Raw genomic sequence first — 26314 nt, forward strand, 5'->3', positions numbered from 1 at the left:
CAGGTCTTATTCGTCGTCGTCGAAGTTGTACATGCCCGGCGCGAGGTTCTCGAAGCGGGTGTACTTGCCGATGAACGCCAGGCGCACGAAGCCGATGGGGCCGTTACGCTGCTTGCCGATGATGATCTCGGCCACGCCCTTGTGCTCGGTCTCGGGGTGATACACCTCGTCACGGTAGACGAACATGATCACGTCGGCGTCCTGCTCGATCGCACCCGATTCACGAAGGTCGGAGTTGACCGGACGCTTGTTGGGGCGCTGCTCCAGGGAGCGGTTGAGCTGCGACAGGGCAATCACCGGGCAGTTGAATTCCTTGGCCAGCGCCTTGAGCGAGCGGGAGATCTCGGAAATCTCGTTGGTCCGGTTGTCACCGGCCGAACCCGGAATCTGCATCAGCTGCAGGTAGTCGACCATGATCATGGCGATCTCGCCATGCTCGCGGGCCAGCCGGCGGGTACGCGCACGCATCTCCGAGGGGCTGATACCGGCGGTGTCGTCGATGAACAGCTTGCGGTCGTTGAGCAGGTTCACCGCCGAGGTCAGGCGCGGCCAGTCATCGTCATCCAGCTGGCCGGAACGCACCTTGGTCTGGTCGATCCGCCCGAGCGACGAGAGCATACGCATGATCAGCGATTCACCGGGCATCTCGAGGGAGAACACCAGCACCACCTTGTCGCTGCGCAACACGGCGTTTTCCACCAGGTTCATGGCGAAGGTGGTCTTGCCCATCGACGGACGGCCGGCGACGATGATCAGGTCGGCTGCCTGCAGGCCGCTGGTCTTCTCGTCCAGGTCGGTGAAACCGGTGGACACGCCGGTGATGTCGCTGTCGGAGTTGAACAGCGTGTCGATGCGGTCGATGGCCATGGTCAACAGCTCGTTGACCCCCACCGGGCCACCGGTCTTCGGCCGCGCCTCGGCGATCTGGAAGATCTGCCGTTCGGCGTCGTCGAGGATCTCCTCGGCGTTGCGCCCCTGGGGGTTGAAGGCGTTGTCGGCGATGTCGGTGCTGATGCTGATCAGCTGACGCAACGTGGCCCGCTCGCGGATGATCGCGGCGTAGGCCTTGATGTTGGCCACCGACGGGGTGTTCTTGGCCAGCTCGGCCAGGTACGCCAGGCCGCCGACCTGGGTGGAAACGCCTTCCTTGTCCAGTTGCTCGTGCAGGGTCACCACGTCGAACGGCTGGTTCGCGTCCACCAGCTTGTGAATGGCGCGAAAGATCAGGCGGTGGTCATGCCGGTAGAAATCGCCGTCCGACACCTGGTCCAGCACCCGCTCCCAGGCGTTGTTGTCCAGCATCAGGCCACCGAGCACGGCCTGTTCGGCCTCGATGGAATGCGGCGGCACCTTCAGGGCGGCGGTTTGCAGGTCGAGCTGTTCGGGGGTGGTGATCTCGTTCATGGCCACGAAAGAATTCTGGGGGATGAAAAAGACAAAGGGCACGGCCTGTTCAACACAGGACCGTGCCCGATGTTAACCGCCTGACCCACAGGGAGCCAGCCGGTCAGCGCAGCTTAGGCAGCTACGACGACCACACGTACGGTGGCTTCAACGTCGCTGTGCAGGTGCACGGCTACGTCGTATTCGCCAACCTGACGGATGGTGCCGTTCGGCAGACGAACTTCAGCCTTGGCCACTTCAACGCCGGAGGCGGTCAGGGCATCAGCGATGTCGTGGGTGCCGATCGAACCGAACAGCTTGCCTTCGTCGCCAGCGGTGGCAGTGATGGTCACTTCCAGCTCGGCCAGTTGGGCAGCGCGGCTTTCAGCCGAAGCTTTCTTCTCTGCGGCGGCTTTTTCCAGCTCGGCGCGGCGCTCTTCGAACGCGGCCTTGTTGGCGGCGTTGGCAACGGTGGCCTTGCCGAATGGCAGCAGGAAGTTACGGCCGTAGCCGGACTTGACTTTAACGATGTCGCCCAGGTTGCCCAGGTTGGCGACTTTTTCCAGCAGGATCAGTTCCATTTGGTAAAACCTCTTAACTTTTAACCTTCACCGTTCGCGGAGTCGTCACCCTGTGAAGGGGACTTGCGACCGCGAAAATCAATCAGGCTGTCGACAATGGCCAAAACCACGAGCAACGGATACATCAGCTGCATGAGCAGCGGCAGCGTCACGTACATCCCCACCAGCCAGAACCCGGCCAGTCGCCGCTGCGCCACCAGCCCGTGAATCAGGGCGATGCCAGCGAGCAGCAGCACCAGGCTGGACGCCGTGGCGAGGACGATGAACTGCGAGCCGAGGAACGGACCGAGCACCATCAACGACACCAGCACCAGCATCGGCACCAGTGGCAGCCTCAGCTCGCGAAACTCGCGACCGAAACCGCCGGGGTTGTACAACGCCGCCTGCCAATAGCGCGCCAGCATCAGAGCCAGCAGGCTGAACAGCTGCAGCATTACCGCACTGGAAGCGACCAGCAAAGGGCCGATCAGCTCACCAGGTAGTACCGGTTGGCCCTCGATCTGCGGCAGGGCTTTTTCAAGCGCCTTGGCCAGCACCTCGAAGGTTTCGCGCATCACCGCGTCCAGGATCAGGCTGTACAGCAAGCCTAATGCGACACTGGACAGCAGCACCCGGGTCCAGGAATGCCCGGCCCGCAACAAGGCGGCCAGACTCAGCGTTCCCAACAGCACCAGCAAGGTGCTCAGTTCGCCGAAGTACGCCAGGATCATCGCTGGCAAAAGGCCCCAGGCGATGATCGATGACGCGTCCTTGAACCCGCGCCGCAGGAACACCAGGCTCCCGGCGGCGGCACTCAACCAGAACAGCAGCGGCAGTACCGCGCTGATGACCACCACCAGGGTGGCCTGCACACGACCGCGCATGATGAAACTTGCCAACGCTCGCATGCCTATCCCTTGCTACTTAGTCGACGACCCGGTCTCAGCGGCCGTGGCTGTCGGTGTAGGGCAGCAGGGCCAGGAAGCGGGCGCGCTTGATAGCGGTAGCCAGCTGACGCTGATAACGAGCTTTGGTACCGGTGATGCGGCTTGGAACGATCTTGCCGGTTTCGGATACGTAAGCTTTCAGGGTGTTGAGATCTTTGAAGTCGATCTCTTTCACGTCTTCAGCAGTGAAGCGGCAGAATTTACGACGACGGAAGAAACGTGCCATGTGATTGGCTCCTCAAAAGGTCCGTGGATTACTCGTCAGCGTTATCGCTGTTGTCGCTGTCATTGCTGTCGTCGCCTTCGGCGCCATCAGCATGCTCAGGACGTTCGCGACGCTCACGGCGCTCGCTGCGGTTCTCTTCGGCCTTGAGCATCTCGGACGGGCCGGTAACGGCTTCGTCACGACGGATGACCAGGTTACGGATCACGGCATCGTTGTAGCGGAAGTTGTCTTCCAGCTCGGCCAGGGCCTTGCCGGTGCACTCAACGTTCAGCATCACGTAGTGAGCCTTGTGAACATTGTTGATTGCGTAGGCCAGTTGACGACGGCCCCAGTCTTCCAGACGGTGGATCTTGCCGCCGTCTTCTTCGATCAGCTTGGTGTAACGCTCAACCATGCCGCCGACTTGCTCGCTCTGGTCCGGGTGAACCAGGAAGATGATTTCGTAATGACGCATGAATGCTCCTTACGGGTTAGTAGTCTGCCAGCGAATCTGGTCAGACAAGGAGTGAATGACACTGTAAGTCTTGCCCCGGCGTGTAGGCGCATGCGCACCGGCCAGCTGGCAAGGGGCGCAATTGTAGAGAAGGCCGGGGGGACAAGCAAGGTGATTGGCGAATATTTGAACAGCCGGAAACATATTCGAAAACTGTTCAGCCCATTCGCGGGCAAGCCCGCTCCCACAGGTTGCCTGCATGCCAGGGGCAGCAGTAGACCTGTGGGAGCGGGCTTGCCCGCGAAGAGGCAGGTACAGGCGATGAATCAGCGCTTGATCTGACGCTGCCTCACGGCCTCGAACAGGCACACCCCGGTCGCCACCGAGACGTTCAGGCTGCTGACGCTGCCCGCCATCGGCAGCTTGACCAGGAAATCGCAGTGCTCGCGGGTCAGCCGGCGCATGCCCTTGCCTTCAGCGCCCATGATCATCACCAGCGGGCCGGTCAGGTCCTGCTGGTAGATCTCCTGCTCGGCCTCGCCGGCCGTGCCGACCACCCACAGGCCACGCTGCTGGAGTTTTTCCAGGGTGCGGGACAGGTTGGTCACGGCCACCAGCGGAATCACTTCCGCGGCGCCGCAGGCCACCTTGCGCACCACCGGCGTGAGGGTCGCCGACTTGTCCTTGGGCACCACCACCGCCGTGGCACCGGCGGCATCGGCGGTGCGCAGGCAGGCGCCGAGGTTGTGCGGGTCGGTGACACCGTCCAGGACCAGGATCAGCGGCGGCGTCTCGGTGCGTTCGAGCAGCTCCTCGAGCATCAGTTCGCCCCATACCTGGCTCGGGCTCACCTCGGCGACCACGCCCTGGTGCACGCCCTCGACCCAGGCATCGAGCTCACGACGCTCGGCCTGGCCGACCTGGACGCGGTTTTCCGCGGCCAGGGCCAGCAAGGCCTGGATACGCGGCTCACTGCGCCCCTCGGACAGCCAGATCTGCTTGACCCGCTTGGGATGGTGCTGCAGCAGCGCCTGCACGGCATGCACACCGTAGATCTTTTCCAGCTGACTCATGACTTGCTCTTGCCCTTACGTGGCGCGCCGGACTTCGACGGCCCCTTGCGATGCTTGGTCTTGCCCGACGCCTTGGCACCCTTCTCCGCCTTGCCGCCAGCGTGAGCGCTGTGCTTGGCGTCGCTCATCAGCGCCTTCTTCATCTCGCGGCTCTTGCGCACCTCGGCGTTGCGCTGCACCGCGTCTTTCGGGAAGTACGCCTCGGCGGTCTCGCTCTTGCGGCTGCGCGGCTTGGGCGAAATCTTCGCCTCGGGCGCCGCTGCCGGCTCCGGCGCGGCCTTGCCGGCAGGCGCGGCGGACTTGCGGCCGACCGGCGCGTTGACGGTGGCCTCGGACATCTCGAAATCGATCTTGCGCTGTTCGAGGTCGACGCGCATGACCTTGACCTCGACCGTGTCGCCCAGGCGGAAGCTGCGACCGCTGCGCTCGCCCGACAGGCGGTGGTGGACCGGGTCGAAGTGGTAGTAGTCGCCCGGCAGGGCGCTGACATGCACCAGGCCTTCGACGTAGATGTCGGTCAGCTCGATGAACAGGCCGAAACCGGTCACCGCGGTGATCACGCCGGGGAAGGTCTCGCCGACACGGTCACGCATGTACTCGCACTTGAGCCAGTTGACCACGTCGCGGGTGGCCTCGTCGGCGCGGCGCTCGGTCATCGAGCACTGTTCGCCCATCTGGTCGAGGGTATTCTCGTCGTACGGGTAGATGCGCGCCTTGGGGATGCTCATGGCGCCGGCACGTTTGACGTGCGGGGTATCGACCTTGGAGCGGATCACGCTGCGGATGGCACGGTGCACCAGCAGGTCCGGGTAGCGGCGGATCGGCGAGGTGAAGTGAGTGTAGGCCTCGTAGTTCAGGCCGAAGTGGCCGTTGTTCTCGACGCTGTACACCGCCTGGCTCAACGAGCGCAGCATGACGGTCTGGATCAGGTGGAAGTCCGGACGCCCAGCGATGCTCGCCAGCAGTTGTTGGTAGTCCTTGGGTGATGGGTCCTTGCCCTTGTGCAGGGTCAGGCCCAGCTCGCCGAGGAAGGCGCGCAGTTTTTCCAGGCGCTCCGGCGGCGGACCGTCGTGCACGCGGTACAGCGCAGGCACGTTGTGCTTCTGCAGGAACTCGGCGGTGGCGACGTTGGCCGCCAGCATGCATTCCTCGATCAGCTTGTGGGCATCGTTGCGCACGGTCGGACGAATTTCGTCGATCTTGCGGTCTTCGCCGAAGATAATCCGGGTTTCCTGGGTTTCGAAGTCGATCGCGCCGCGGGTGTGACGGGCATCGACCAGCACCTTGTACAGGTTGTACAGGTTCTTCAGGTCCGGCAAGACTTCCTTGTACTCCTCGCGCAGCGCCTTGCCCTCGCGGGTGCGGGCATGCTCGAGCATGCTGCTGACCTTGTTGTAGGTCAGGCGCGCATGGGAGTGGATCACCCCTTCGTAGAACTGGTAGTCGACCATCTGGCCGGCCTTGTTCATGGTCATTTCGCAGACCATGGCCAGGCGATCGACGTGCGGGTTCAGCGAGCACAGGCCGTTGGACAGCTCCTCGGGGAGCATCGGCACCACGCGCTCGGGGAAGTACACCGAGTTACCGCGCTGCTGGGCCTCGACGTCCAGGGCCGAACCCAGGCGCACATAGCTGGAGACGTCGGCGATCGCCACGTACAGGCGCCAGCCGCCGGAGAACAGGCGCAGCTTGCCCAGCGGTTCGCAATAGACGGCGTCGTCGAAGTCGCGGGCATCCTCGCCGTCGATGGTGACGAACGGCAGATGGCGCAGGTCGACGCGCTTCTCCTTGTCCTTCTCCTCGACTTCGGAGCGGAACTTGCGCGCTTCCTTGATCACGTCCTGCGGCCAGACATGCGGGATGTCATAGCTGCGCAGGGCGATGTCGATCTCCATGCCCGGCGCCATGTAGTTGCCGATCACTTCGATCACGTCGCCCTGGGGCTGGAAGCGCGGAGTTGGCCAGTGAGTGATCTTGATCGAGACGAACTGACCGATCTTGGCACCGCCGTTGCGCCCGGCGGTGACCAGCACTTCCTGCTGGATCTTCGGGTTGTCCGGGGTCACGTAGCCGATGCCGCCTTCTTCGAAGTAGCGGCCGACCACGCTTTCATGGGCGCGGGAAATGACTTCGACCAGCACGCCTTCGCGGCGGCCACGGCGGTCGACGCCGGACACCCGGGCCAGACCGCGGTCACCGTCGAACACCAGGCGCATCTGCGCCGGGCTGAGGAACAGGTCCTCGCTGCCGTCGTCGGGGATCAGGAAGCCGAAGCCATCACGGTGGCCGGATACGCGGCCGCAGATCAGGTCGAGCTTGTCCACCGGGGCATAGGTGCCGCGCCGGGTATAGATAAGCTGACCATCGCGTTCCATGGCACGCAGGCGGCGGCGCAGGGCTTCGATCTGGTCTTCTTCATAAAGACCGAACTCCTCGGCCAGCTGTTCGCGGGCAGCCGGTTCGCCACGGTCGGCGAGGCGCTGCAGGATCAGCTCACGGCTGGGGATGGGGTTGTCGTATTTTTCCGCTTCGCGAGCGGCCTCGGGATCGAGGGATTGCCAATCGGCCATCAGAAAGGATTCACCTTGGGGTATATAGAGTGGAATTCTGGCATAGGCGTATTGAAACCGGAAATGTCAGCCTTGGACAGCCCCGGCAGTGTGTCCGTGGTGCGGCAATAGGCCTGCGGAATCAACAAGTTGAATTTTTTGAAATTTTTTTCGTTCGGGGGGTTTACAGGCATCAGGAGCGTCCGTATAGTGCGCACCACAACGACGGACAACCCCGAAGTTGTAGTAGAGATGAACGACGCTGTAAAGCATCTTGTAATCTCGAATGTGTGCCCAGGTGGCGGAATTGGTAGACGCGCTGGTTTCAGGTATCAGTGGCTTAACGGCCGTGGAAGTTCGAGTCTTCTCCTGGGCACCAAATTTTTCAAGTAACAGATGACCAAGGATCTGTTACTACTGTGTGAAAGCGAACGATAGTCGCCTTCATCAGATGATGCAAAGCTTTGCCCAGGTGGCGGAATTGGTAGACGCGCTGGTTTCAGGTATCAGTGACTTAACGGTCGTGGAAGTTCGAGTCTTCTCCTGGGCACCATACAAAAACCCACTAGCTTGCTAGTGGGTTTTTTCTTGCCTGCGATTTTTGCAACCATCGCGCGCCCTCCTCTGTAGGAGCGGCCTTGCGCGCAGCGGCCCTTGGTTTCAGATCGCCGGGGCCGCTGCGCGACCCTTTCGTGGCACAAGGCCGCTCCTACACAGATCCCATGAATTTCCCGTCATACGCCCATTTGAGAAACAATTTCGTTTACCATTGTTTCCAAATATGTAGCCGTAAGCGAGGAAGTACCCGCATGACGATCCGCCCGCAACCGCTGATGCGCACCCTGGCCGCCGCAGTTCTGAGCCTGGTGATCGGCGCTCCGGCCGCCCTGGCAGACGAACCGGTCACGCTGACGATGTACAACGGCCAGCACAAGGAGATCGGCGACGCCATCGCCAAGGCCTACGAGGCCAAGACCGGCATCCATATCAATATCCGCAAGGGCAGCAGCAACCAGCTGGCCAGCCAGATCATCGAGGAAGGCGCACGCTCGCCGGCCGACATCATCTACACCGAGGAATCCCCGCCCCTGAACAACCTGGGCGAGCTGGGCCTGCTGGCGAAGATCGATGATGCCACCGCGAACATGATGCCCAAGGAGTACGTAGGTGCGAATGGCACCTGGATGGGCATCACCGCCCGCACCCGCATCGTGGTATTCAACCCGAAGAAGATCGACGAGAAAGACCTGCCGACCACGGTCATGGACTTCGCCAATCCCGAGTGGGAAGGGCGTGTCGGCTACGTCCCCACCAGCGGCGCCTTCCAGGAACAGGCCGTGGCCATCCTGAAGATGCATGGCCGCGAAGCCACCGAAGAATGGCTGACCGGCCTGAAAGCCTTCGGCAAGACTTACACCAACAACATGGTGGCCCTCAAGGCCGTGGAAAAGGGCGAAGTCGCCGCGGTACTGGTGAACAACTACTACTGGTATGCGCTTGAGCGCGAGCGCGGCAAGCTGGACTCCAAGCTGTACTACCTGGCCGATGGCGATGCCGGCAACCTGGTCACCATTTCCGGCGCCGCGGTGGTCAAGGCCAGCAAGCACCCCAAGGAAGCCCAGGCCCTGCTCAACTGGATGGCCAGCGAAGAAGGCCAGCGGGTGATCACCCAGACCACCGCCGAGTACCCGCTGCACAAGGGCATGGTTTCTGATCGCGGCCTGAAGCCGTTCGATGAACTGCGCCCGCCGAAGATCTCGCCGGCGGACCTTGGCAATGCCGAGGAAGCCATCGAGCTCGAACGTGAGGTTGGCCTGCTCTGATGACCGCCGCCCTGCCCTCGCCCGCCTTGTCGCGCTTCGTACCGAAGCGCAAGCGACCCTCCGTCTGGGTGGTGTTGCCCGTGTTGTTCCTGGTGGCGATGAGCCTGTTGCCACTGCTTTATGTCGGGCTCAAGGCCTGGGAAGCCGGCTGGCACGAAGCCCTGCGCCTGCTCTGGCGTCCGTTTGTCTGGGGCCTGCTGCGCAACACCCTGCTGCTGATGGTCGGCGTCACCGTGCTGTGCCTGGTGGTGGGCGTGGCCCTGGCCTGGCTGCTGGAGCGCAGCGACCTGCCGGGGCGGCGCCTGTGGGGCGTGGTGCTGTGCCTGCCGTTCGCGGTGCCGTCGTTCGTCAGCAGCTTCACCTGGGTGTCGCTGAGTTCGGACTTCGAGGGCCTGGGCGGGGCCATTCTGGTGATGGCGCTGTCAAAATACCCGCTGGTGTTCCTGCCGGTGGCCGCCACCCTGCGCAACCTCGACACCTCGCTGGAGGAATCGGCGCGCACCCTGGGCTGCGGCCGCTGGGGCGTGTTCCACAAGATCACCCTACCGCTGCTCTGGCCCTCGATGCTGGGTGGCGCGCTGCTGATCGCCCTGCACATGCTGGTGGAGTTCGGCGCCCTGTCGATCCTCGGCTTGCAGACCTTCACCACGGCGATCTACCAGCAGTTCGAACTGGAGTTCAGCAACGCCAACGCGGCCATGCTCTCGGCGGTGCTGCTGGTGCTGTGCCTGGCGATGCTGTGGCTGGAGCTGCGGGTGCGCGGCAAGGCCCGCCATGTGCGCATCGGCCAGGGCGTGGCGCGCCGCGCGCAACCGCTGCGCCTGCGCGCCTGGATGCCACTGGGGCAGTTGTTCTGTCTGGCCCTGGCGGTATTGGGCAGCGGCATTCCGCTGGCAATGCTCGGCTACTGGCTGAGCGTCGGTTCGTCGGCGGCTTTCCCGGTCGCGGCCATCGGCAAGGCCCTGGCCACTTCGCTGTCGGTATCCCTGGGCGGCGCTGGCTTCTGCGTACTGCTGGCCCTGCCGATCAGCTTCCTGGTGGTGCGCTACAAGGGACGACTGGCGATCTGGGCCGAGCGCCTGCCGTACCTGCTGCACGCCCTCCCCGGGCTGGTGATCGCCCTGACCCTGGTGTTCTTCGCCCTGCACTACGTGCCGGCGCTGTACCAGACCACCGCGCTGCTGATCCTGGCCTATGCCCTGTTGTTCCTGCCCCTGGCGCAGTCGCCGGTGCGCACAGCGCTGAACAAGGCCTCGCCAACGCTGGAAGAAGCCGCACGCACCCTGGGCGCAAGCAGTTTTGCGGCGTTCTGCCGGGTCACCCTGCCGATCATCTTCCCGGCGATGGCGGCGGCGTTCGCCCTGGTGTTCCTGGATGCGATGAAGGAGCTGACCGCGACCCTGCTGCTCAGCCCGACCGGCATGACCACCCTGGCCACCGAGGTGTGGGCGCACACCGCCAACGTCGAGTTCGCGGCGGCGGCGCCTTATGCGGCGCTGCTGATCGTGGTGTCGGGATTGCCGGTATATCTGCTGACTACGCGGATGTATCTGAACAAGGCGTGACAGGCCACACCGCACCTACAGGGATCGCACAACCCTCAAGCCCTGAACTGCCCCAGGCTGGCGCGCAACTGCGCCGCCAGGTCATCCAGCACCTTGCTGCTGGCCGTGGTCTGCATCACCACCTCGGCCGAGCGCTCGGCCTGGGCATGGATGGTCTCCACCCGCCCACGTACCGCCTGAGCACCATTGGCCTGCTGCTCCGCCGCACGGGTGGCCAGGCCGATCGCCGCATGGACCTGCTCCACCGCCGCCTGTACCGACTGCTGACGACGCTCGTTGTCGCGCAACACGAGCAGCCCTTCGCTGGCTTGGCGCCCGGCCTGGCTGATGGTCGCCACCGCCTCCTTGGCCCCCTGCTGCAGGGCGGCGATATGCGACTGGATATCCCCGGTCGAACTCTGCGTCTTGCTCGCCAGCGCCCGCACCTCGTCGGCCACCACGGCGAAGCCGCGCCCGGTTTCCCCGGCCCGCGCCGCCTCGATGGCGGCGTTCAGCGCCAGCAGGTTGGTCTGCTCGGCGATGCCATGGATCACCGTCAGCACCACCTCGATCTGCTCGCTTTGCTTGGCCAGCCGCTCGATCACCTGGGAGCCGGTCTGCACCTCGCCGGCCAGGTTCTCGATCAACCGCGCCAGTTGGGTGGAGGCACGGCTGTTCTCGTCGGTGGCCTGGCGAATGTCCACCACCTGCTGCAACGCTGCCTGCATGGCGTGGCTCTCGGCCTGGGCCTCGTCGGCCATGCTCGACAGGTCGCGCAGGCTGGCCGCCACTTCGTCGCGCTGCAGCGCGGCGGCGGCATCGGCCCCCGCGTTGCGCTGGGCCATGCTGTCGATCTCGACACCTGTGCGCTGCGCCACCTCGCCGGCCTCGCGAACGATGGGCTGGAGCTTGTCGACGAAGCGGTTGACCGCCGACGCCATGTCGCCGATCTCGTCACGGCTGTCGAGCTTGACCCGCTTGGTCAGGTCACCTTCGCCCGCGGCCAGGTCATTCAGCGCGGCGATCAGCAGGCCGAGCTTGCTCAGCACCCGGCGCCCGAGCACCACGGCCACCACCACCAGCACGCCCAGACCCACCAGCACCAGACCCAGGCCGATGCGCCAGCGCAGCTCGGCAGCGGCATCGCGCACGGTCTGCGCGGTATTGGCCTGCATCGCCGTAGCACTGTTCTGCGCCGTCTCCAGGCGCGCGCGCAGGGCCTTGCCGCTGTCGGCGGCGGCAGCCACCAGGCTGTCGCCGACCAGTTGTTCGCCGCTGGCAATCAGGGCGGCGAAGCGCTGGTCGAGGGCCTTGAGCTCCTGGTCGACGCCCGCGGTGGAGACACCCATCAGCACCTTGCCGATCTCGGCACCGTTGGGGTTGATCGAGGCCTCGACGTAATACACCGACGGATCCTTGCGCGCGGCATCCAGCACCTTGTCCAGCGCCCGCTCGCCCTGCCCCTTGTCCATCAACGCCTGGTTGATCGGGTTCTGCCGGTTCAGGTAGCGGGTCAGGTGCTGACCCTGGGCGTCGTCGTAGATCACAAACAGCACGTTGGGGTTGCGCTGGGCGCGACGGGCGAAATCCGACAGCGTCGGCACATCGTTGTCCCAGATCGCCCGCGGCGCGACCGAGGCCAGCAGCTCGGCCATGTCATTGGCCGAATCCTTGAGGTTCTTCTCCAGGGTGGCGCGCAGTTGCTGCTGCTCGCCCTGCAGCCGCTCGGAGAGGCCGGCGCTGAGGCGCTGGCGGGTACTGGTCGACAGGCTGTCGAGCCCGGCGCGGACATCCTGCCCGGCCTGCTCCAGTTCGGCGGCCAGTTTCTGGCTGTCATTACCCAGGCGCGCCCCCAAATCGGCCTCCAGGGCGGTGACCGTGCTCCGTGTCAGTGCAACGGCGACCAGCACCTGCACCAGAAGAGCGATACCAAGCGCAACAAACACAGGCCGCAAGAGGCGGCTTCGTAACAGTGAAAGGATGGCAGACACGTTGTAACCCTCGTGTTTCTGGCGCCATTACTTTGATGGCATCTACAGAATCTTCTTACAGCAAGGGTTGTGCCTGAGGCAGCAGGTATAAACGCCAATGAGCACAGAGGGATAAGGCATTTGTGCAAAACTGCCTTCCACACAAATGAAAACGCCGCGCTCCCTTGCGGGAACGCGGCGTTCAATCAGCTACCGAAGCGGCCGATCAGGCGAACGGATGACGCAGCACGATGGTCTCGTTGCGGTCCGGGCCAGTCGAGATGATGTCGATCGGCGCGCCGACCAGCTCCTCGATGCGCTTGATGTAGTTGCGCGCGGCTTGCGGCAGCTCTTCCAGGGTTTTCACGCCCAGGGTCGACTCGCTCCAGCCCGGCATCTCTTCGTACACCGGCTCCAGGCCGATGTAGCTGTCGGCATCGGACGGCGCGTCGATGACGGCACCGTTCTCGTTCTTGTAGCCAACGCAGATGTTGATGGTTTCCAGGCCGTCCAGCACGTCCAGCTTGGTCAGGCAGATGCCCGAAATGCTGTTGACATCGATGGCGCGACGCAGGATGACGGCGTCGAACCAGCCGCAACGACGGGCACGGCCGGTGGTCGAGCCGAACTCGTGGCCACGCTTGGCCAGGGTGGCGCCGGTCTCGTCGAACAGTTCGGTCGGGAACGGACCGGAACCGACGCGAGTGGTGTAGGCCTTGGTGATGCCCAGGATGTAGTCCAGGTACATCGGGCCAACGCCGGAACCGGTGGAGATGCCGCCGGCGGTGGTGTTGGAGCTGGTGACGTACGGGTAGGTACCGTGGTCGATGTCCAGCAGCGAGCCCTGGGCGCCTTCGAACATGATGTCCTTGCCGGCGCGGCGCAGGTTGTGCAGTTCGGCGGTGACGTCGAGCATCATCGGCTTGAGCTGCTCGGCGTAGGCCATGCACTCGTCCAGGGTCTGCTGGAAGTCGATGGCCGGCTCTTTGTAGTAGTTCACCAGCTGGAAGTTGTGGTAGTCCAGCAGCTCACCGAGCTTGGCGGCGAAACGCTCGCGGTGGAACAGATCGCCGACGCGCAGGCCGCGACGGGCCACCTTGTCTTCGTAGGCCGGGCCGATGCCACGGCCGGTGGTGCCGATCTTGGCTTCGCCACGGGCCTTCTCGCGGGCCTGGTCGAGGGCCACGTGGTACGACAGGATCAGCGGGGCGGCCGGGCTGATGCGCAGGCGCTCGCGCACTGGCACGCCCTTCTCTTCCAGCTTGGTGATTTCACGCATCAGGGCGTCGGGAGCAACGACCACGCCATTGCCGATCAGGCACTGCACGCCTTCACGCAGGATGCCCGAGGGAATCAGGTGCAGAACGGTCTTCTCACCGTTGATCACCAGGGTGTGGCCCGCGTTGTGGCCACCTTGGTAGCGCACTACGGCGGCAGCATGTTCGGTCAGCAGATCGACGATCTTGCCTTTGCCCTCATCACCCCACTGGGTGCCCAGGACGACGACATTCTTACCCATAACACTTGTCCTCATTCACGCAACTTGGTTGCCGGCCCACTGCCGGCGAAGAATCTCAATGGGTCAGCGGCAGAACCTGCCAGCGCCCGTCTTGCTGAATCAATTGCCGATCACAATCCGCTTCGAAGGCAGCACTCAACGGCTGGCCAGGCAGGGCCTGGACCACACGCTGGCCTTCGTTGCGCAACTGGCAGACTTGCTGCCAGAGGGCCGCATCGCTGCTGTCGGGCATCCAGATGCCGCCAGCAGGCAATACGACCTCCGCTCGCCCCAGTGTGACCAGGGTCTTCAAATCCGTGGAGAATCCGGTGGCCGGGCGCGCCCGGCCAAAATCGGCGCCGATGTCGTCGTAGCGACCGCCCTGGGCGATCGACTGACCTTCGCCCGGCACGAACACCGCGAACACCACGCCGGTGTGATAGTTGTAGCCGCGCAGCTCGCCGAGGTCGAAGTACAACGGCAGATCCGGGTAGCGCGATGCCAGGCGATCGGCGATCGCCAGCAGGTCGTCCAGCGCCGCCAGCACGCTGGCCGGGGCGCGGCCCAGGCGCACTCGGGCTTCGGCCAGCACTTCACGGCCGCCGCACAGCTCGACCAGGGCACGCAGCATGTTGCCCAGGTCCTTCGGCAGGTCGGCGGTGAGCGCCTGCACTTCGTCGACCGCCTTGCGCTGCAGGGCGTCGAACAGCTGCTGCTCCACGTCGCCGGACAGGTTGGCGGCACGGGCCAGGCCGCGGTAGATACCGACATGGCCGAGGTCCATGTGCACATCCGGCACATCGGTCAACTGCAGCGTGGCGAGCATCAGGCTGATGACCTCGACGTCGCTGGTGGGGCTGGCGTCGCCGTACAGCTCGGCGCCCAGCTGGATCGGGCTGCGCGAGGTGGACAGGGCACGCGGTTGCGCGTGCAGCACGCTGCCGGCGTAGCACAGGCGGCTCGGGCCCTCACGGCGCAGGGTGTGGGCGTCGATGCGCGCCACCTGCGGGGTGAAGTCGGCACGGAAGCCCATCAGGCGACCGGACTGCGGGTCGACGACCTTGAAGGTGCGCTGGTCCAGGTCCTGGCCGGCGCCGGTGAGCAGCGACTCCAGGTACTCGATATGCGGCGTGACGACCAGTTCGTAACCCCAACTCTGGAACAGGTCCAACACCTGACGCCGCGCGATCTCGATGCGCGCCGCCTCAGGTGGCAGTACTTCCTCGATGCCATCTGGCAGCAGCCAGCGGTCTACCGTTGCCATTACGCCATTTCCCCTCTGGTCCGGGCGGCCTGCCCGCAGGCGAGCCGTGAGTGAAGCAGGCATTGGCGCACAATAGCGGGCAGCACTGATCCCAGCGCAACCACCGTACCCAATACCCTCGAATTACCTTGCGTCCTGACCAAACCGTCAACAAGCCATGGGCCAATCAACCTTGCAGACGCAAAAAAGCCGGGAATTTCCCGGCTGCCGCATCATACACCCCTTTTCATTCAGGATGCACCCCGCCTGGCATTTTAGCTGCCAGACGGGGCGCCCCGTCATGAGAGCAACCTCAGGGCTTGCTCTTGTCCAGGTAACGGAAGAACTCGTTCTTCGGATCCAGGACCAGTACGTCGCTCTTGCTCGAGAAGCTCTCGCGGTAGGCCTGCAGGCTACGGTAGAACGCGTAGAAATCGGCGTCCTGGCTGTAGGCCTTGGAATAGATGGCAGCCGCCTGGGCGTCACCATCACCACGGGTTTCTTCCGCTTCGCGATACGCCTCGGCCAGCAGCACGCGGCGCTGACGGTCGGCGTCGGCACGAATACCTTCGGCCAGCTCGTTACCCTTGGCGCGGTGCTCGCGGGCCTCACGCTCACGCTCGGTGCTCATGCGGTCGAACACGCTGCGGTTGACTTCCTTCGGCAGGTCGATGGCCTTGACGCGAACGTCGACCACTTCGATACCCAGCTCCTTGCTGGCCATGCGGTTCAGCGAGGCGGTGATGTCGGCCATCAGCGCGTCACGTTCACCGGACACCACTTCGTGCAGGGTGCGCTTACCGAACTGGTCACGCAGGCCGCTTTCCAGACGACGCGACAGGCGCTCGTCGGCGATCTGCTTCATGCCCGAGGTCGCGGTGTAGAAGCGCTCGGCGTCCTTGACCCGCCACTTGGCGTAGGCATCGACCATCACCGCTTTCTTCTCCAGCGTCAGGAAACGCTGGGTCGGGGCGTCGAGGGTCATCAGGCGGGCGTCGAACTTGCGCACCTGATTCACGTACGGCACCTTCACGTGCAGGCCCGGCTGGACATCAGCCTTGACCACGCGACCGAACTGCAGCAATACCGCGCGCTCGGTCTGCGAGACGATGTAGAAGCAGTTCCAGGCGGCGATCGCCACGACCACGGCACCAATCAGGGCGAACAGCGATTTATTGCTCATCAGCGGCTCTCCCTGGAACGCAGCGGCGGTTGTTGTTGCAGGTCCTGCGCGGCGCGCGCGGCGGCGTCGTTGACCGACGGCGAAACGCTGCTGACCGGTGCCGACGCGCTGTTGCGGCTACCTTCGACCATCTTGTCCAGTGGCAGGTAGAGCAGGTTGTTCTGCCCGTCCTTGGTAGCCACCATGACCTTGCTGGAGTTGCTGTAGACCTCCTGCATGGTGTCGATGTACAGACGCTGGCGAGTGACTTCCGGCGCCTTGCGGTACTCGACGACCATCTTGCTGAAGCGGTCGGCCTCACCCTTGGCGCGGGCGATGACTTCATCGCGGTAGCCGTTGGCATCCTCGATGATGCGCTGCGCCTGACCACGGGCCTCGGGCACCACGCCGTTGGCGTAGGACTCGGCCTGGTTGCGCGCACGCTGCTCGTCTTCACGGGCGCGGATCACGTCGTCGAAGGCTTCCTGCACTTCACGCGGGGCTGCCGCGCTCTGTACGTTGACCTGGGTGACGGTGATACCGGTGCGGTAGGTGTCGAGGAAACGCTGCAGACGCTCGCGGATGTCCACGGCCATCTGCTCGCGGCCTTCGGTCAGCACCTGGTCCATCGAGGTGGAACCCACCACGTGGCGCAGAGCGCTGTCGGTGGCATGCTGCAGGCTGACTTCCGGCTGGTCGACGTTGAGCACGAAGTCCTGCAGGTTGCTGATGCGGTACTGCACGGTCAGCGGCACCTCGACGATGTTCTCGTCTTCGGTGAGCATCTGGCCCTGCTTGGTGTAGGCCCGCTCGCGGGTCACGTTTTCCATGTACTTGCGGTCGATCGGCGGGAAGTAGATGTTCAGGCCGGGACCGACGGTCTCGTAGTACTTGCCGAAGCGCAGCACCACGGCCTGCTCCTGCTCGTCCACCACGTACACGGCGTTGTACAGCCAGATCGCCGCCAGCACCGCCAGGCCGATGCCCAGCAGCCCATAGCCGCCACTCTTGCCGATATTGCGGTCGCCACTGCCACCGCGTTTCTTGCCACTGCCGAACATGCCGTTCAGGCTGTCCTGCAGCTTGCGGAAGGCCTCGTCGAGATCCGGTGGACCTTTCTTATCGCCACCACCGCCACCGCCGTTACGGCGACCGCCCCAGGGATCCTGATTGTTCGAGTTGCCACCCGGCTCGTTCCAAGCCATAGCGCTCTCCATCTGATAAAGCAAAGACGCGCCCACGGCGCGCCGTCCAATGCTACAGAATGCCTGTCACCGCTGCCCGACGACCTCGACGGGCATTTATTGCAAAGTGTGTTGCTCGACAAACACTTGCGGCTCCATGCCTTCGCGGCTGACCAGGCGATTCAACTCGACCCTGGGCAGTCGCACGCTCAGCAGGCTGCGCCCTTCTTCATCATGCTCTTCACTCTGCACGGCACCCAGGGCAAAGAATTGCGCGCGCAGGCGGGCAAACCGTTGCTCCAGGCACAGGGTTCCGACATACAGGTCGTCCCCCAGCAACTCGGCTACTGCCTGGCCAACCAGCTCCAGGCCGCGTCCATCACGTGCCGATACCCAGACCCGCTGCGGCTTGCCATCGGCATCGCGCTGGATCTGCGGCTCGACATCTTCAAGCAGGTCGAGTTTGTTATAGACCTCGAGGATCGGCAAGCTCTCGGCGCCGATCTCGCCCAGCACCGCCAGCACCTGCTCGATCTGCTCCATGCGCTCGGGCTCATGGGCGTCGATCACGTGCAGCAGCAGGTCGGAGTTGCTCGACTCTTCGAGCGTAGCCCGAAATGCCTCGACCAGCTTGTGCGGCAGGTGGCGGATGAAGCCCACGGTGTCGGCCAGCACGATCGGCCCCAGGTCGGCCAGTTCGAGCCGGCGCAAGGTCGGGTCGAGGGTGGCGAACAACTGGTCCGCGGCATACACCTCGGATTGGGTCAGGGCGTTGAACAGGGTCGACTTGCCGGCGTTGGTGTAGCCCACCAGCGACACCGACGGGATGTCCGCGCGCTTGCGCCCGCGACGGGCCTGCTCGCGCTGGCTGCGCACCTTCTCCAGGCGTGCCTTGATCTGACGCAGGCGCACCCGCAGCAGACGGCGGTCGGTTTCCAGCTGGGTCTCGCCCGGGCCGCGCAGGCCGATACCGCCCTTCTGCCGCTCAAGGTGGGTCCAGCCGCGCACCAGCCGCGTGCTCATGTGCTCGAGCTGGGCCAGTTCGACCTGCAGCTTGCCTTCGTGAGTACGCGCCCGCTGGGCGAAGATGTCGAGAATCAGCCCGGTGCGGTCCAGCACGCGACACTCGAAGACGCGCTCGAGGTTACGTTCCTGGCTGGGCGTGAGGGTGTGATTGAAAATCACCAGGTCGGCTTCGGCCGATTGGACCAGGTCGCGCAATTCCTCGACCTTGCCGCTGCCGATCAGAAACTTGGCGGTGGGCTGATGCCGCGCCACTGTTACCAGCGAGACGATATCGGCGCCGGCCGACAGCGCCAGCTCCTGAAACTCCTGCGGGTCTTCGCGCGCCTCAGGGTTCTGACCTTCCAAGTGAACGAGCAGCGCTCGCTCACCACCACCGTGGCGCTCAAAGAACAATGCAGGCTCCTACTTTTTTCAAGCGTTGCCTTGCTCGCTGTCGCCGTGATCGGCATCGGACGGGCTAGGCAGGCGAACCGGACGGGCAGGTACGACAGTCGAAATGGCGTGCTTATAGACCATCTGGCTGACGGTGTTCTTCAGCAGCACAACGAACTGGTCGAAGGATTCGATCTGGCCCTGCAGCTTGATCCCGTTGACCAGATAGATCGAAACCGGGACTTTTTCTTTTCTCAAGGTGTTCAAGTAAGGGTCTTGTAGCGAATGCCCTTTTGACATATGCCGCACTCCTGTAAGGATCAATAGTAGAAAATCAAGAAAATCGATAAATTATGCCGCCCGTCCGCAAGAATAGACGGCATTTGGCAGGGACTCAGCTCAATATGGAGACGGTCCCCAGGTATTTCAAGGTGCGGGACAGATTGTCGCAGGCCAGGCTATCCAGCCAGTGCACGCCTTCCCAGCCGCGCAACCAGGTGAACTGCCGCTTGGCCAGCTGGCGAGTGGCAATGATACCGCGTTCTCGCATCTCATTCTCAGTCAGCTGACCGTCGAGATAATCCCAGACCTGTCGATAGCCCACTGCCCGTATAGACGGCAGTTCCGCGTGCAAGTCACTTCTGGCCCGCAGCGTTCGGACCTCGTCGACGAAGCCCTGTTCCAGCATCTGCGAAAATCGTAACGCAATTCGCTGATGCAAAATGTGACGATCTGTAGGAGCAATCGCCAAACTCGCGACAGTATAGGGCAAATGCCCGCCCGCGCCTGCGTCTGCAGCGCTACTTTCCGCGAATTGACGCTGACGGTGGGCGGTCATGGTCTGGCCGCTGACCCGATACACTTCGAGCGCACGGATCAGTCGCTGCGGGTCATTCGGATGGATGCGCGCCGCCGATTCCGGGTCCACCTCGGCCAGCTGTCGGTGCAGTTCAGCCAAACCCAGGGTGGCGGCCTGGGCCTCGAGTTCGGCGCGCACCGCAGGGTCCGCCGCCGGCATGTCGGCCAGGCCCTCGATCAGCGCCTTGTAATAAAGCATGGTGCCGCCGACCAGCAGCGGGATCTTGCCGCGCGCGGTGATCTCGGCCATGGCCTCGAGGGCATCGGTGCAGAACCGCTTGGCCGAGTAGCTTTCGGCGGGATCGAGGATGTCGATCAAACGGTGCGGGTGGGCCGCCAGCACCTCTTTGGAGGGCTTCGCGGTGCCAATGTCCATGCCGCGATAGACCAGCGCCGAGTCGACGCTGATCAGCTCGCAGGGCAGCACCTTGGTCAGCTCGATGGCAAGATCGGTCTTGCCGGCCGCCGTCGGCCCCATGAGGAATATCGCCGGGGGTTTCGCACTCATCTCATCGGCCCCGCAGGAACAGCTTGTCCAGGTCGTCCAGGCCCATCTGGGTCCAGGTCGGCCGGCCATGGTTGCACTGGCCGCTGCGCTCGGTGTTTTCCATGTCGCGCAGCAGCGCGTTCATCTCCGGGATGGCCAGGCGCCGGTTGGCGCGCACCGCGCCGTGGCAGGCCATGGTCCCGAGCAGTTCGTTCAGGTGCGCCTGGATCCGGTCGCTGGTGCCGTATTCCATGAGGTCAGCCAGCACGTCCTGAACCAGACGGTTGGCCTCGGCCTGCTTGAGCAGCGCCGGGATCTGGCGGATCGCCAGGGTTTCCGGACCCAGGCGCTGCAACTCGAAGCCCAGGCGCTGGAACCACTGGGCGTGCTCCTCGGCGCAATCGGCCTCGCGCTGGCTCAGCGCCAGCGACTCGGGCACCAGCAGCGGCTGGCCGCTCAGGCCTTCGCTGGCCATCGCCACCTTCAGACGCTCGTACATGATCCGCTCATGGGCGGCGTGCATATCCACCAGCACCAGGCCCACGGCGTTCTCGGCGAGGATATAGATACCCTTGAGCTGCGCCAGGGCGTAGCCCAGCGGCGGGATGTCGCCCTGGCTTTCCGGCAGCGTGCTCGGCGTGACGGCGGCGTTGTCCAGCGGCGCGTAGAACTCGCGGTAGACCGCCTGGGCCTCGCCGACGTTGACCGGCTGCGCGGGGCGCGGAGTGTACTGGTACTGATACCCGGCGCCAGCACCACCGGAGGAAAAGGCCGGCCGCGCCTCGCCCTGGGGTTGTTCGAGCACCGGCGAAGCCAGGCGCATCTCGCCCTGCGGGCCGAACTCGCCGGCCTGCAGGCCGCTCGGGCGAAGCATCTCGCTGGTCGCGGCAGGCGCGGCGAGCTGGTCCTCCGGGCGCACATCGGCCAGGGCGCGGTGCAGGGTGCCATAAAGGAAATCGTGGACCGTGCGCCCTTCGCGGAAGCGCACTTCGTGCTTGGTCGGGTGCACGTTGACATCCACCCCGGTCGGGTCGCACTCCAGGAACAGCACGAAGGTCGGGTGGCGGCCATTGAACAGCACGTCGCGATAGGCCTGGCGCACCGCGTGGGCGACCAGCTTGTCGCGCACGGCGCGGCCATTGACGAAGAAGTACTGCAGATCGGCCTGGCTGCGCGAGAACGTTGGCAGGCCGACCCAGCCCCACAGGCGCAGGCCGTTGCGCTCGACGTCGATGGGTAGCGCTTGTTCGAGGAAGCCCGGACCACAGATGGTGCCCACACGCCGGGCTCGGGCCATCTCGTCGGCTGCTTCGTGCAAGCTGAAGATGGTCTTGCCGTTGTGGCGCAGGTGGAAACCGACATCAAAGCGCGCCAGCGCCAGGCGCCGGATCACTTCCTGCAGGTGATCGAACTCGGTCTTCTCGGCCTTGAGGAACTTGCGACGGGCCGGGGTGTTGAAGAACAGGTCGCGCACTTCGACCGAGGTGCCTACCGGATGCGCGGCGGGCTGTACCCGCGGCGTCATCTCGCGCCCTTCGGTTTCCACCTGCCAGGCTTCACTGGCGTCGGCGGTGCGCGAGGTCAGGGTCAGGCGTGCCACCGAGCTGATCGAGGCCAGGGCCTCGCCGCGAAAACCGAGGCTGAGCACGCCTTCGAGGTCCTCCAGTTCGCGAATCTTGCTGGTGGCGTGACGCGCCAGGGCCAGCGGCAGGTCGTCCGGGGCGATGCCGCTGCCGTTGTCGCGCACCCGCAGCAGCTTCACGCCACCCTGCTCGACCTCGACCTCGATGCGCCGGGCACCGGAGTCGAGGCTGTTTTCCAGCAGCTCCTTGGCTACCGACGCGGGGCGCTCGACCACCTCGCCTGCGGCGATCTGGTTGGCCAGCCGCGGGCTGAGCAGCTGGATACGCGAGCCGCCACTCATTGCTGGGACGCCAGGGCGGTGGTCGGGATGTCCAGGTGTTGGCCGACCTTGAGCTCGTCGGTCTTCAGGCTGTTGCTGCTACGCAGGCTGGCAACGCTGACCTGGTAGCGCACCGCGATCATCGCCAAGGTCTCGCCGGGGCGCACAGTGTGCTCACGCGGCCCCTGGGCGATCTTGCCGCTGTCACGCAGCCAGGCGATGTAGGTGCCTGGTGGCGGGTTCTGCTGGAAGAACTGGCGCACGCCGGTGTGGATCGAGCGCGCCAGCGCCTGCTGGTGACTGCGGGTCGCCAGCTTGGCGGCCTCGTTGGCGTTGGAGATGAAGCCGGTCTCGACCAGGATCGACGGAATGTCCGGCGATTTCAGCACCATGAACCCGGCCTGTTCCACACGCTGCTTGTGCAGCGGCGTGACCCGGCCCATGTTGCCCAGCACCTTCTGGCCGACATTCAGGCTGGAGCTGAGGGTGGCGGTCATCGACAGGTCGAGCAGCACACCGGCCAGCATCCGGTCCTTGTCGTCGAGGCTGACGTTGCCGGCACCGCCGATCAAGTCGGAGCGGTTTTCCGTGTCGGCCAGCCAGCGAGCGGTCTCGGAGGTGGCGCCACGGTCAGACAAGGCGAACACCGAGGCGCCAAAGGCGGCCTTCGACGGCGCGGCGTCGGCGTGGATCGAGACGAACAGGTCGGCGCCCTTCTTGCGGGCGATCTCGGTGCGCTTGCGCAGCGGGATGAAGTAGTCGCCGGTCCGGGTCAGCTCGGCGCGGTAACCCTTCTCGGAGTTGATCTGGCGCTGCAGCTCCTTGGCGATATCCAGCACGATGTCTTTTTCGTGCTGGCCGCGCGAGCCGGATGCGCCCGGGTCCTCGCCGCCGTGGCCGGCGTCGATGGCGACCACGATGTCACGCTTACCGGCCGGGGCTGGCGGCAGTTTGATCGCCGGTTGCGCCGGGGTGACCGGCACCGCCGGCGTGGTGGCCGGTGGCTGCGGCGTCGGTGGCGGGGTCGGGTTGCTGGCGGCAACGGCGTCGGCTTCCTGGTCGTACAGGTCGACCACCAGACGGTTGCCGTACTGGGCGTTCGGCGCCAGGACGAAGCTTTTGGGCGAGACGGCCTTCTTCAGGTCGACCACTACGCGCAGGTCGGTAGGCGTGCGCTGGGCCGAGCGCACGCTGGTGATCGGCGTGTTCGAGGTGGATACGTTCAGCGGCGCGCCCAGGGTGGCGCCGTTGATGTCGATCACCAGGCGATCGGGTGCGGTCAGGGTGAAGACGCTGTGCTGCACAGGCCCGGACAGGTCGAAGACCAGCCGCGTGTTGTCCGGAGCGCGCCACAGGCGCATGCTCTTGACTTGAGTGACGGCCAGAGCGTCAACGGTCACCGCGGTCAGCAGCAGCCCAACGACGGCGACCAGTGCGCGTATGCGCATACCTTTCCCCACTTACTGTTTGAATTCTTTGGCCAGAACGGCACACCAGGCTTCGCCGCGTGCCCCCTGCGGCGACAGGTTCAGCGAACGTCCGCCCGCTTGCGGGCTTATGGTAATGGTCAGGTCGGGCTTTGGCAAAACGCCCGCGCCTTTGTCGGGCCATTCGAACAGGCACAGCGCATCGCCCTCGAAATAGTCGCGAATGCCCATGAACTCCAGCTCCTCCGGATCGACCAGGCGATAGAGGTCGAAATGGAAGGCGCGGATGTCGCCGATCTCGTAGGGCTCGACCACGGTGAAGGTCGGACTTTTCACAGGGCCGTCGTGGCCCAGGCCACGGATCAGGCCACGGGACAGCGTGGTCTTGCCGGCGCCCAGGTCGCCCTCGAGAAAGATCACGCCATGACCTTGGGTCACTTCGGCCAGCTTCGCGCCAAAGGCGACGGTGGCTGGCTCGTCGGCCAGAAACAGGGTTACACCTGACACGCTGAATGCTCCTCCAATAACGCTCTAATGACCGGGACCAGATCACTGGCCGCCAGCCCTCTACCTTTGACACCCAGGCGCTCGCCCGCGCAGGCATGCAGCCACACCCCCAGGCACGCGGCCTGCCAGGCGTCCAGCCCCTGAGCCAGCAACGCCGCCAGCACGCCACTGAGCACATCCCCCAGCCCGGCACCGGCCATGGCCGGATGCCCTCGCCCGCACTGCGCCAGCTGCCCGGCCGGGTCGGCCACCAGCGTGCCCGCGCCCTTGAGCACGCAGACGCTGGCATAGCGCCGCGCCAGCTTGCGCGCGGCCCCCGGCCGGTCGGCCTGCACCGCCTCGGTGGAGATGCCCAGCAGCCGCGCTGCCTCGCCCGGGTGCGGGGTGAGGATGCTGCCGCTGGGCAACGCCAGTGGCGCAGCGGCCAGCAGGTTGAGGGCATCTGCATCCCATACCTGCGGCAGATGCGCAGGGGTCACCGCCGACAGCAGGCTGCGGCCCCAGGCCGCCTGGCCCAAGCCGGGGCCGACCACCAGCACCGTGGCCCGTGCGAGCGGGCCGAGCAACTGGTTGGCCGAACTCACGCCCTGCCACATCACCTCCGGCAGACGGGCCAGCCCGGCAGCGACGTGCTCGGCACGGGTCGCCACGCTGACCAGGCCGGCGCCGCAACGCAGCGCCGCCTCGCTGCTGAGCATGACCGCGCCGCCGGTACCCAGGTCGCCGCCGATCACCAGCACATGGCCGAAATCGCCCTTGTGGGCATCGGCGGCACGGGGTGGCAGCCCGGCCAAGGTCAGGCTGCTGAGCAGCAATGGGGGGTGTTTGGTCTGAGGCATGGGGTCAAAGGCTCCGATGTCTGGCAGAATTATACGCACCTGTGCCTGTAATGCCTTATCCATCCATGCCCGCCACGACTCCAGACATCGCCACACTGGCCCAATCGATCAAGGATTGGGGCCGCGAACTCGGTTTTGCCCATGTCGGCATCGCCGGCGTCGACCTTGGCGAACACGAACAGCACCTGCAGCGCTGGCTCGCCGCCGGCTACAACGGTGAGATGGAGTACATGGGTGACCATGGCCACAAGCGCTCGCGCCCTGCCGAGCTGATCCCCGGCACGCTGCGGGTGATTTCGTTGCGCATGGACTACCTGCCCGGCGACACGCAGATGGCCAAGCGCCTGGCGGAGCCGGAAAAAGCCTACATCTCGCGCTACGCCCTGGGCCGCGATTACCACAAGCTGGTGCGCAAGCGCGTGCAGCACTTCGCCGACCGCATCCAGGAGGCCATCGGTCCCTTTGGCTACCGTGCCTTCGTCGACAGCGCCCCGGTGCTGGAGAAGGCTCTGGCGCAGGAGGCCGGCCTGGGCTGGATCGGCAAGAACACCTTGCTGCTCAACCGCAAGGCCGGCAGCTATTTCTTCCTGGCCGAGCTGTTCGTCGACCTGCCGCTGCCGATCGACGGCGTGCAGGGCAGCGATCATTGCGGGCGCTGCCAGGCGTGCCTGGACATCTGCCCGACCCAGGCATTCGTCGGGCCTTACCAGCTCGATGCGCGGCGTTGCATTTCGTACCTGACCATCGAATTGCGCGGTGCCATTCCACTGGAACTGCGGCCATTGATCGGGAACCGGGTGTTCGGTTGCGACGATTGCCAGATCGTCTGTCCTTGGAACCGTTTCGCCAAGACCACTACCGAAGACGACTTCATGCCCCGCCGGGGGCTGGACAATATCGAGCTGGCCGAGCTGTTCCTGTGGGATGAAAAGCGTTTTCTCGGCTGCACCGAAGGTTCGCCCTTGCGGCGGGCGGGGTATGAGCGGTTTTTGCGTAACCTGGCGGTGGGGCTGGGGAATGCGCCTTCGACCATTCCCGTCTTGGAAGCGCTCAACGCGCGGCGGGATGATCCTTCGGAGTTGGTACGCGAGCACGTGAAGTGGGCCCTGGCTCGCCACGACGCCCTTTGACGCTTGCTGCTTCCGGCTTTGGCTTTGGCTTTGGCTTTGGCTTTGGCTTTGGCTTTGGCTTTGGCTTTGGCTTTGGCGATCAGAAGATTAACACCGCAGCCCACTAGCGACAGCTGCGTTATTCCAGGCGCCACCCGTAACTTCGCGACTTCAGGAGGCCGAACGCAGGC

At 64.6% G+C, this 26314-nt stretch carries 22 protein-coding genes, 2 tRNA genes and 1 pseudogene; 5 read left to right on the top strand and 20 right to left on the bottom strand.

The features are described 5' to 3' along the window. Positions 1-6: 6 nt before the first annotated feature. From dnaB to rnr, 7 genes are all read right to left on the bottom strand, one after another. A complete protein-coding gene (gene dnaB / locus V0R62_RS25170; RefSeq protein ID WP_023629368.1) occupies positions 7-1404 on the bottom strand; it encodes a replicative DNA helicase in 1398 nt (465 codons plus the stop codon). Between the two features lie 113 nt (positions 1405-1517). Then, entirely contained in the window at positions 1518-1964 is a 447-nt protein-coding gene (gene rplI / locus V0R62_RS25175; RefSeq protein WP_028688249.1) for a 50S ribosomal protein L9, read from the bottom strand. 20 nt (positions 1965-1984) lie between these two features. After that, positions 1985-2851, bottom strand: coding sequence for a YybS family protein (locus tag V0R62_RS25180; RefSeq protein WP_330105643.1), 867 nt, complete (start codon positions 2849-2851; stop codon positions 1985-1987). A 34-nt stretch (positions 2852-2885) separates the two neighbouring features. Beyond that, entirely contained in the window at positions 2886-3116 is a 231-nt protein-coding gene (gene rpsR / locus V0R62_RS25185; protein WP_003249563.1) for a 30S ribosomal protein S18, read from the bottom strand. Positions 3117-3144: 28 nt separating this feature from the next. After that, positions 3145-3570: a 30S ribosomal protein S6 gene (rpsF, locus tag V0R62_RS25190; RefSeq protein WP_011535936.1), complete on the bottom strand. Its 426-nt coding sequence runs from the start codon at positions 3568-3570 to the stop codon at positions 3145-3147. A gap of 305 nt (positions 3571-3875) precedes the next feature. Further along, positions 3876-4622 carry a 23S rRNA (guanosine(2251)-2'-O)-methyltransferase RlmB gene (gene rlmB / locus V0R62_RS25195; protein ID WP_330105644.1) on the bottom strand — a complete coding sequence of 249 codons (747 nt, stop codon included), beginning with the start codon at positions 4620-4622 and terminating at the stop codon, positions 3876-3878. Further along, complete coding sequence (gene rnr / locus V0R62_RS25200) at positions 4619-7192, bottom strand: ribonuclease R (RefSeq protein ID WP_186734499.1); 2574 nt, start codon at positions 7190-7192, stop codon at positions 4619-4621. Before rnr ends, rlmB begins: the two co-directional genes overlap by 4 nt. A 271-nt stretch (positions 7193-7463) precedes the next feature. Here rnr and V0R62_RS25205 point away from each other — a divergent pair. The 4 genes from V0R62_RS25205 (at position 7464) to V0R62_RS25220 (ending at position 10559) form a co-directional block, all read left to right on the top strand. Next, positions 7464-7550 (top strand) — tRNA-Leu (locus tag V0R62_RS25205). Positions 7551-7637: 87 nt separating this feature from the next. Next, a tRNA-Leu gene (locus V0R62_RS25210) sits at positions 7638-7724 on the top strand. Positions 7725-7980: 256 nt separating this feature from the next. Next, positions 7981-8994: an extracellular solute-binding protein gene (locus V0R62_RS25215; RefSeq protein WP_330105645.1), complete on the top strand. Its 1014-nt coding sequence runs from the start codon at positions 7981-7983 to the stop codon at positions 8992-8994. Further along, a complete protein-coding gene (locus V0R62_RS25220) occupies positions 8994-10559 on the top strand; it encodes an ABC transporter permease (RefSeq protein WP_280083255.1) in 1566 nt (521 codons plus the stop codon). Before V0R62_RS25215 ends, V0R62_RS25220 begins: the two co-directional genes overlap by 1 nt. 35 nt (positions 10560-10594) lie before the next feature. On the opposite strand, the gene V0R62_RS26995 is transcribed toward V0R62_RS25220, so the two are convergent. From V0R62_RS26995 to V0R62_RS25280, 13 genes and pseudogenes are all read right to left on the bottom strand, one after another. Beyond that, entirely contained in the window at positions 10595-11479 is an 885-nt protein-coding gene (locus tag V0R62_RS26995; protein WP_432214446.1) for a methyl-accepting chemotaxis protein, read from the bottom strand. Between the two features lie 21 nt (positions 11480-11500). Beyond that, positions 11501-12193, bottom strand: a pseudogene (locus V0R62_RS26975) (methyl-accepting chemotaxis protein); the annotation flags it as partial. A 541-nt stretch (positions 12194-12734) separates the two neighbouring features. Then, a complete protein-coding gene (locus V0R62_RS25230) occupies positions 12735-14027 on the bottom strand; it encodes an adenylosuccinate synthase (RefSeq protein WP_028688256.1) in 1293 nt (430 codons plus the stop codon). 55 nt (positions 14028-14082) lie between these two features. After that, on the bottom strand, positions 14083-15270 hold the full coding sequence (locus V0R62_RS25235) for an ATP phosphoribosyltransferase regulatory subunit (RefSeq protein ID WP_050707073.1): 1188 nt from the start codon (positions 15268-15270) through the stop codon (positions 14083-14085). 292 nt (positions 15271-15562) lie between these two features. Then, entirely contained in the window at positions 15563-16432 is an 870-nt protein-coding gene (hflC, locus tag V0R62_RS25240; RefSeq protein WP_186713829.1) for a protease modulator HflC, read from the bottom strand. Next, the gene (gene hflK / locus V0R62_RS25245; protein ID WP_186732649.1) at positions 16432-17616 is read right to left on the bottom strand and encodes an FtsH protease activity modulator HflK; all 1185 of its coding nucleotides are present in this window, start codon (positions 17614-17616) and stop codon (positions 16432-16434) included. Before hflK ends, hflC begins: the two co-directional genes overlap by 1 nt. Before the next feature lie 96 nt (positions 17617-17712). Further along, the gene (gene hflX / locus V0R62_RS25250; protein WP_186713831.1) at positions 17713-19014 is read right to left on the bottom strand and encodes a ribosome rescue GTPase HflX; all 1302 of its coding nucleotides are present in this window, start codon (positions 19012-19014) and stop codon (positions 17713-17715) included. 18 nt (positions 19015-19032) lie between these two features. Continuing rightward, positions 19033-19293 (bottom strand): RNA chaperone Hfq, encoded by a 261-nt coding sequence (hfq, locus tag V0R62_RS25255; protein ID WP_028688261.1) that lies wholly within the window; start codon positions 19291-19293, stop codon positions 19033-19035. A gap of 94 nt (positions 19294-19387) precedes the next feature. Beyond that, a complete protein-coding gene (gene miaA / locus V0R62_RS25260) occupies positions 19388-20359 on the bottom strand; it encodes a tRNA (adenosine(37)-N6)-dimethylallyltransferase MiaA (protein ID WP_050707077.1) in 972 nt (323 codons plus the stop codon). A 1-nt stretch (position 20360) separates the two neighbouring features. Further along, positions 20361-22262 carry a DNA mismatch repair endonuclease MutL gene (mutL, locus tag V0R62_RS25265; protein WP_330105647.1) on the bottom strand — a complete coding sequence of 634 codons (1902 nt, stop codon included), beginning with the start codon at positions 22260-22262 and terminating at the stop codon, positions 20361-20363. Beyond that, positions 22259-23701 (bottom strand): N-acetylmuramoyl-L-alanine amidase, encoded by a 1443-nt coding sequence (locus V0R62_RS25270; RefSeq protein ID WP_371263160.1) that lies wholly within the window; start codon positions 23699-23701, stop codon positions 22259-22261. Before V0R62_RS25270 ends, mutL begins: the two co-directional genes overlap by 4 nt. Next, complete coding sequence (gene tsaE / locus V0R62_RS25275) at positions 23702-24154, bottom strand: tRNA (adenosine(37)-N6)-threonylcarbamoyltransferase complex ATPase subunit type 1 TsaE (RefSeq protein WP_408005738.1); 453 nt, start codon at positions 24152-24154, stop codon at positions 23702-23704. An 8-nt stretch (positions 24155-24162) separates the two neighbouring features. After that, complete coding sequence (locus tag V0R62_RS25280; protein WP_330105648.1) at positions 24163-25014, bottom strand: NAD(P)H-hydrate dehydratase; 852 nt, start codon at positions 25012-25014, stop codon at positions 24163-24165. Between the two features lie 65 nt (positions 25015-25079). On the opposite strand from V0R62_RS25280, the gene queG reads away from it, so the two are divergent. Further along, positions 25080-26144, top strand: a complete 1065-nt coding sequence (queG, locus tag V0R62_RS25285; RefSeq protein WP_330105649.1) for a tRNA epoxyqueuosine(34) reductase QueG — start codon at positions 25080-25082, stop codon at positions 26142-26144. The last annotated feature ends 170 nt before the right edge of the window (positions 26145-26314 follow it).

The sequence above is a fragment of the Pseudomonas carassii genome (genome assembly GCF_036324045.1).
Taxonomy (GTDB): Bacteria; Pseudomonadota; Gammaproteobacteria; order Pseudomonadales; family Pseudomonadaceae; genus Aquipseudomonas; species Aquipseudomonas peradeniyensis.

Coding starts and splice junctions, on each gene's coding strand:
- rpsR (WP_003249563.1), bottom strand. CDS start 3,116: ATGGCACGTTTCTTCCGTCGTCGTAAATTCTGCCGCTTCACTGCTGAA.
- V0R62_RS25235 (WP_050707073.1), bottom strand. CDS start 15,270: ATGGCAACGGTAGACCGCTGGCTGCTGCCAGATGGCATCGAGGAAGTA.
- rnr (WP_186734499.1), bottom strand. CDS start 7,192: ATGGCCGATTGGCAATCCCTCGATCCCGAGGCCGCTCGCGAAGCGGAA.
- mutL (WP_330105647.1), bottom strand. CDS start 22,262: ATGAGTGGCGGCTCGCGTATCCAGCTGCTCAGCCCGCGGCTGGCCAAC.
- V0R62_RS26995 (WP_432214446.1), bottom strand. CDS start 11,479: ATGGCGTCGGCGGTCAACCGCTTCGTCGACAAGCTCCAGCCCATCGTT.
- rlmB (WP_330105644.1), bottom strand. CDS start 4,622: ATGAGTCAGCTGGAAAAGATCTACGGTGTGCATGCCGTGCAGGCGCTG.
- dnaB (WP_023629368.1), bottom strand. CDS start 1,404: ATGAACGAGATCACCACCCCCGAACAGCTCGACCTGCAAACCGCCGCC.
- hfq (WP_028688261.1), bottom strand. CDS start 19,293: ATGTCAAAAGGGCATTCGCTACAAGACCCTTACTTGAACACCTTGAGA.
- hflC (WP_186713829.1), bottom strand. CDS start 16,432: ATGAGCAATAAATCGCTGTTCGCCCTGATTGGTGCCGTGGTCGTGGCG.
- V0R62_RS25180 (WP_330105643.1), bottom strand. CDS start 2,851: ATGCGAGCGTTGGCAAGTTTCATCATGCGCGGTCGTGTGCAGGCCACC.
- V0R62_RS25230 (WP_028688256.1), bottom strand. CDS start 14,027: ATGGGTAAGAATGTCGTCGTCCTGGGCACCCAGTGGGGTGATGAGGGC.
- V0R62_RS25220 (WP_280083255.1), top strand. CDS start 8,994: ATGACCGCCGCCCTGCCCTCGCCCGCCTTGTCGCGCTTCGTACCGAAG.
- miaA (WP_050707077.1), bottom strand. CDS start 20,359: ATGAGTGCGAAACCCCCGGCGATATTCCTCATGGGGCCGACGGCGGCC.
- hflK (WP_186732649.1), bottom strand. CDS start 17,616: ATGGCTTGGAACGAGCCGGGTGGCAACTCGAACAATCAGGATCCCTGG.
- V0R62_RS25215 (WP_330105645.1), top strand. CDS start 7,981: ATGACGATCCGCCCGCAACCGCTGATGCGCACCCTGGCCGCCGCAGTT.
- rpsF (WP_011535936.1), bottom strand. CDS start 3,570: ATGCGTCATTACGAAATCATCTTCCTGGTTCACCCGGACCAGAGCGAG.
- V0R62_RS25280 (WP_330105648.1), bottom strand. CDS start 25,014: ATGCCTCAGACCAAACACCCCCCATTGCTGCTCAGCAGCCTGACCTTG.
- rplI (WP_028688249.1), bottom strand. CDS start 1,964: ATGGAACTGATCCTGCTGGAAAAAGTCGCCAACCTGGGCAACCTGGGC.
- queG (WP_330105649.1), top strand. CDS start 25,080: ATGCCCGCCACGACTCCAGACATCGCCACACTGGCCCAATCGATCAAG.